Origin of the sequence: Zavarzinia sp. (genome assembly GCF_049306435.1) — a bacterium.
GTDB lineage: Bacteria > Pseudomonadota > Alphaproteobacteria > Zavarziniales > Zavarziniaceae > Zavarzinia.
This window is the reverse complement of the sequence record NZ_JBAQRT010000148.1, coordinates 1-4,604: the sequence shown is the minus strand read 5'-3', so window position 1 is coordinate 4,604 and position 4,604 is coordinate 1. Positions and strand designations below refer to the sequence as shown.

Below are 4,604 nucleotides of genomic sequence, written 5' to 3'. Positions count from 1 at the left end.
GGGCGAGGCTGGCGGCGGCATCCGCACCCTCGAAAGACGTGCCCACGACGGTGACCGGCGCGGCGCCGTCGCGGACGGCGGCGTTGTAACCCTGGGCGCGATAAAAATCCTGGTCGACATATTGGTGAGTGACGACGGTCGGTGTCGTCGCGGCGCAGGCGCCGAGGGCGAGGGCGCCAAGAAGGGCGGGAACGGACTTCATCATGATCATGGCGATCCTTGTCCTTGTCAGATGTCGAGATCGGTCGCCCGGCCGGCGTTTTCCTGGATGAAGGCGAAGCGCGTCTCCGCCTTCTTGCCCATCAGCCGGTCGACGAGGCCCTTGGTATCCTCGATCTCGTCTTCCATCACGGTGACGCGCAGCAGCACGCGCTTGTTGCGATCCATCGTCGTTTCCCGCAGCTGCGCGGGAGGCATTTCGCCCAAGCCCTTGAATCGGCTGATTTCTATCTTCGCGTTCGACTTGAAGTCGCGCTTGATGCGGCGGTCCTTGTCGTCGTCGTCCATGGCATAGACGGTCTTCGCCCCTTGCGCGATGCGATAGAGCGGCGGCATGGCGAGATAAAGATGCCCCTCGCGGATCAGGCCCGGCATCTCGCGCCAGAAGAAGGTCATCAGCAGGGAGGCGATATGGGCGCCGTCGACATCCGCGTCGGTCATGATGATGACGCGCTCGTAGCGCAGGTCCGGTGCCTTGAACTTCGAGCCGGAACCGCAGCCCAGCGCCAGCACGAGGTCCGCCAGTTCCTGGTTCGCCTCCATCTTGCCGGCGGCGGCCGAGGCGACGTTCAGGATCTTGCCGCGCAAGGGCAGCACGGCCTGGGTCGCCCGGTCGCGCGCCTGTTTGGCGGAACCACCGGCCGAGTCACCCTCGACCAGGAACAATTCGGTGCCGGCCGCCTGGCTGTTGGCGCAATCCGCCAGCTTGCCCGGCAGGCGCAGCTTTCGTGTCGCGGTCTTGCGGCTGGTTTCCTTGTCGGCGCGTTTCTTCAGCCGCTCCTCGGCGCGCATCAGAACATGATCGAGCAAGGCATTGGCGGCATTGGGATCCGAGGTCAGCCAATGCTCGAAGCGATCCTTGATCGCGGCTTCCACGAGGCGGGAGGCCTCGGCGGTCGAGAGCTTTTCCTTGGTCTGGCCCTGAAACTGCGGCTCGGGAATGAACAGCGAGAGCAGGACGGTGGCGCCGCCGATCACATCTTCCGCCGTGATCTGGGCGGCGCGCTTGTTGTTGGTCAACTCGCCGAAGCCCTTGAGGGCGCGGGCGAGGGCGCCGCGCAGGCCGGCCTCATGGGTGCCGCCCTCGGGGGTCGGGATCGTGTTGCAATAGGAATGCATGAAACTGTCGGCATCGACCGGCCAGGCGATCGCCCATTCCACTTCGCCCGCGTCGGTGCCCGGCAACCGCGCCTGACCGGTGAAGGGCAGGGGCGTGACCATCGGCTGGCCTTCGATCGTCGCCGACAGGAAATCGGCGAGCCCGCCGGGAAAATGCAGCGTCTCGCTGGCGGGGGTGGAATCGCCTGCCGGAATCAGCTCGGGCGCGCAGCTCCAGCGGATCTCGACGCCGCGAAAGAGATAGGCCTTGGAGCGGGCCATGCGGTAGAGCCGCGACGGCTTGAACTGCAGGCTGGTGCCGAAGATATCCGGGTCGGGGCGGAAGATGACGGTGGTGCCGCGCCGGTTCTGCACCGCGCCCAGCGACTCGATCTTGCCCGTGGGCTTGCCCCGGACGAAGGTCTGGCGCCACAGCTGGCGGTCGCGCGCGACCTCGACCACCATTTCTTCCGACAGGGCGTTGACGACCGACGAGCCGACGCCGTGTAGCCCGCCCGAGGTCTTGTAGGCCTTGCCGCCGAATTTGCCGCCGGAATGCAGCGTGGTCAGAATCACTTCGAGGGCGGACTTGTCCTTGAACTTGGGGTGCGGGTCGACGGGAATGCCACGGCCGTTGTCGCGCACCGTCAGCCGGCCATCGGCCGCGAGGTCCATCTCGATTCGGCTGGCATGGCCCGCCACCGCCTCGTCCATCGCATTGTCGAGGATTTCCGCGGCGAGGTGATGGAAAGCGCGTTCGTCGGTGCCGCCGATATACATGCCGGGCCGCTTGCGGACCGGCTCCAGCCCTTCGAGGACCTCGATGTCCTTGGCGGAATAATCGCTGGTGGCGGCGGTTTTCTCGAACAGGTCGGCGGGCTTGCTCATTGTCACGCTTTGTCAGAACTGGGCAGGCCAGTATAGGGTTTCCCCCAGCGCCGCGCCAACAATCGCGCCGACAATCGCGCCAACAATCGAGAAGGAGAGCTCATGAGCAAGGACGAAGCGGCCCCCGCGCATCCGTCGACCCGCGGCCTGGAGGTGATCATCCGCACCGCGCCCCTGCCCAAGGATGTGAACGGCAATGGCGATATCTTCGGCGGCTGGATCCTCAGCCACATGGATATCGCCGCCGGCGTCGCCGCCGCGCGCCGGGCCGAGGGACGGGTGGCGACGGTCGCCATCGACGCCATGACCTTCCACAAGCCGGTGTTCATCGGCGATCTGGTCTCGATCTATGGCGAGGTGATCTCGGTCGGGCGGACCTCGATCAAGGTGAAGCTGGAAACCTGGGTCGACCGTCAGCGGCGCCGGGACGGCAGCATCGGCGCGCCGGCCTCGGTCAAGGTGACCGAAGGCACATTCGTCATGGTCGCGATCGACGACGAGGGCAAGCCCCGGCCTGTGCCGGCCTGACCTGTGCCGGCCTGCCCGAGGGGGAGCCCGCCGGCGGGGGGGATGCCGGCGGGCGAAGGCACCACCCGGGGGGGGTGTGGTGCCAACAGGGCTTGAGCCCCTCGGAGACTATAAACGAATGTGCGGGCGAGTTCCTGCGGTCGCGGCACAAAAAAAATCTGGCCGGGCGAGAGAGATATGACAGTTAAATGAATGACTTGGCGCAAGGACGACGGGTCCGCGCCATGCTGCTATGCATTCCACGAAGGGTTCTTCGCGGGAGCGTGGCGTGACAGTGAAAAGCGAAATCGTGGCCCGGCTGGGCGAGCAGGCGGTCCTGCTTCCCGGCCTCCTCAGTGCGGCCCTCGTCGCCAATGACCGGATCAAACTGGCGCTCAGCCGGCTCCAGGATGCGACCCGTGGCGGTGGCGGGGCCAAGGCGATCGGCGGCGGACAGGTGCTCGTTCCCGGGCTTGGCGGCCTTCTGGCGGGTCTGAAGGCTGATCTGACCGCGATGCACGCCCCGTTGGCGGCGGCCGGGATCGCCGAGAGCGGCGATCTGGCGGGCCGGCTCGGCGCGATCGTCGCCGCCCTGCCGATGGGCGAAGGCGAGCGTATCGACCATGGCGCGATCGATGCCCTGACCATGGCCCGCCGGGGCGGGGCCGACAGCCTGCATCTTCTCGTCATGGACCTGCACAAGTCAATCAACCGCCTGTCGGCCGAGACGGCGGTCGAGACCCTGGACGGCGCCCGTGTCCATGCCCTCGGCCTTCGCGACAAGGCGGCGGTGCGCGCCTTCATGTCCGGCCTCAACCGCACGGCGCCGCTGGCCTTTGGCCATCCCGGCCTTGGCACCACGGCGGTTCACGCCGGCGGAAGACTGACGATCCAGAACGACATCGGCACGACCGATGCCCATGTCCTCGTCGTTCATGTCGAGGCGGGCGAGGTTTCGGTGACCTATACCGACGTTCACCGACCGCGCGCCAAATTCTTCATCTCGCTGTTCGAGGGCCAGGATGTCGCCTGGAATTCGCTCGACGAACAGCGGGGCGAGGGCCTGTCGGAAGACGTCTTCTACCTGCTGACCGGCCGGCTGACGACGGCGGATGCGGCGGCGCAGGACCGGTTTCTCGCCTTTCTCGGCTCGCGCATCGTCTTCCTGATCGACTGGAACAAGGCGCGCAAGGCCTTGCAGGGCTTTGTCGGCCGCAATGGCGCGATCGCCCTGCTGACCTGGGCGGCGCGGCTGGATCTCGGGCATCGCGCCTTCCTCGAACTTGGCGGCGACCAGCTGGTGGTCGAGGCGGTGCAGCGCACGGCGGCCGGGCGCATACCTTATGGCGTGCGGCTGGACGAGGCGCTGGGCGAGGGGGTTTGCGCCGAGTTCCTGCGGAATGTCCTGCGCAACACCTCGGAAGGCCTGTCGGCGGGGCGCAGCGCCCGCCTGATCCGCGATGAAATCCAGGCCGAGCTGTCGCGCCGTTTCGAGACCGCGGAAAGCGCGGTGCTGACCGTGCTGGTCCGCCATCTGGGCCTGACCCGGATGCTGGCGGGCGCGATCAGCGATTCCCTCAGCCCCACGGGGCCCGATGGGCCCGAGGCCCGGGCGCGGCTGGCCGAGCGGGCGAAGCGGATCGAGGCCAAGGCCGACGTGCTGACGGTGAATGCCCGCGAGATCGCCGCCCGGCTGCGCCAGGCCGATCTGCTGCGGCCGATCATCGACGAGGTCGAGGACGCGACCGACGCCTTCGAGGATTGCGCCTATCTGCTCAGCCTGCTGCCGGCCGATATCTCGGCGGTGGCGGCCGAGCCCCTGTCCCGCCTCGCCGCCATCGCGGTCGACAGCGCCGGCTGGCTGGTGCGGGCGGTCGAGGCCGCGTCCCGTC

At 67.5% G+C, this 4,604-nt stretch carries 4 protein-coding genes; 2 read left to right on the top strand and 2 right to left on the bottom strand.

Annotation, left to right across the window (positions count from 1 at the left end; all coding sequences use genetic code 11):
* Both WAZ62_RS08025 and parE read right to left on the bottom strand, forming a co-directional pair.
* Positions 1–211 (bottom strand): hypothetical protein (locus tag WAZ62_RS08025; protein ID WP_422642997.1); only part of this gene is annotated, 211 nt, incomplete at its 3' end.
* A 17-nt stretch (positions 212–228) separates the two neighbouring features.
* Entirely contained in the window at positions 229–2,205 is a 1,977-nt protein-coding gene (gene parE / locus WAZ62_RS08020; protein ID WP_422642996.1) for a DNA topoisomerase IV subunit B, read from the bottom strand.
* A 102-nt stretch (positions 2,206–2,307) separates the two neighbouring features.
* On the opposite strand from parE, the gene WAZ62_RS08015 reads away from it, so the two are divergent.
* Both WAZ62_RS08015 and WAZ62_RS08010 read left to right on the top strand, forming a co-directional pair.
* A complete protein-coding gene (locus WAZ62_RS08015) occupies positions 2,308–2,733 on the top strand; it encodes an acyl-CoA thioesterase (RefSeq protein ID WP_422642995.1) in 426 nt (141 codons plus the stop codon).
* A 268-nt stretch (positions 2,734–3,001) separates the two neighbouring features.
* The coding region (locus WAZ62_RS08010) for a hypothetical protein (protein ID WP_422642994.1) at positions 3,002–4,604 on the top strand (1,603 nt) is incomplete at its 3' end.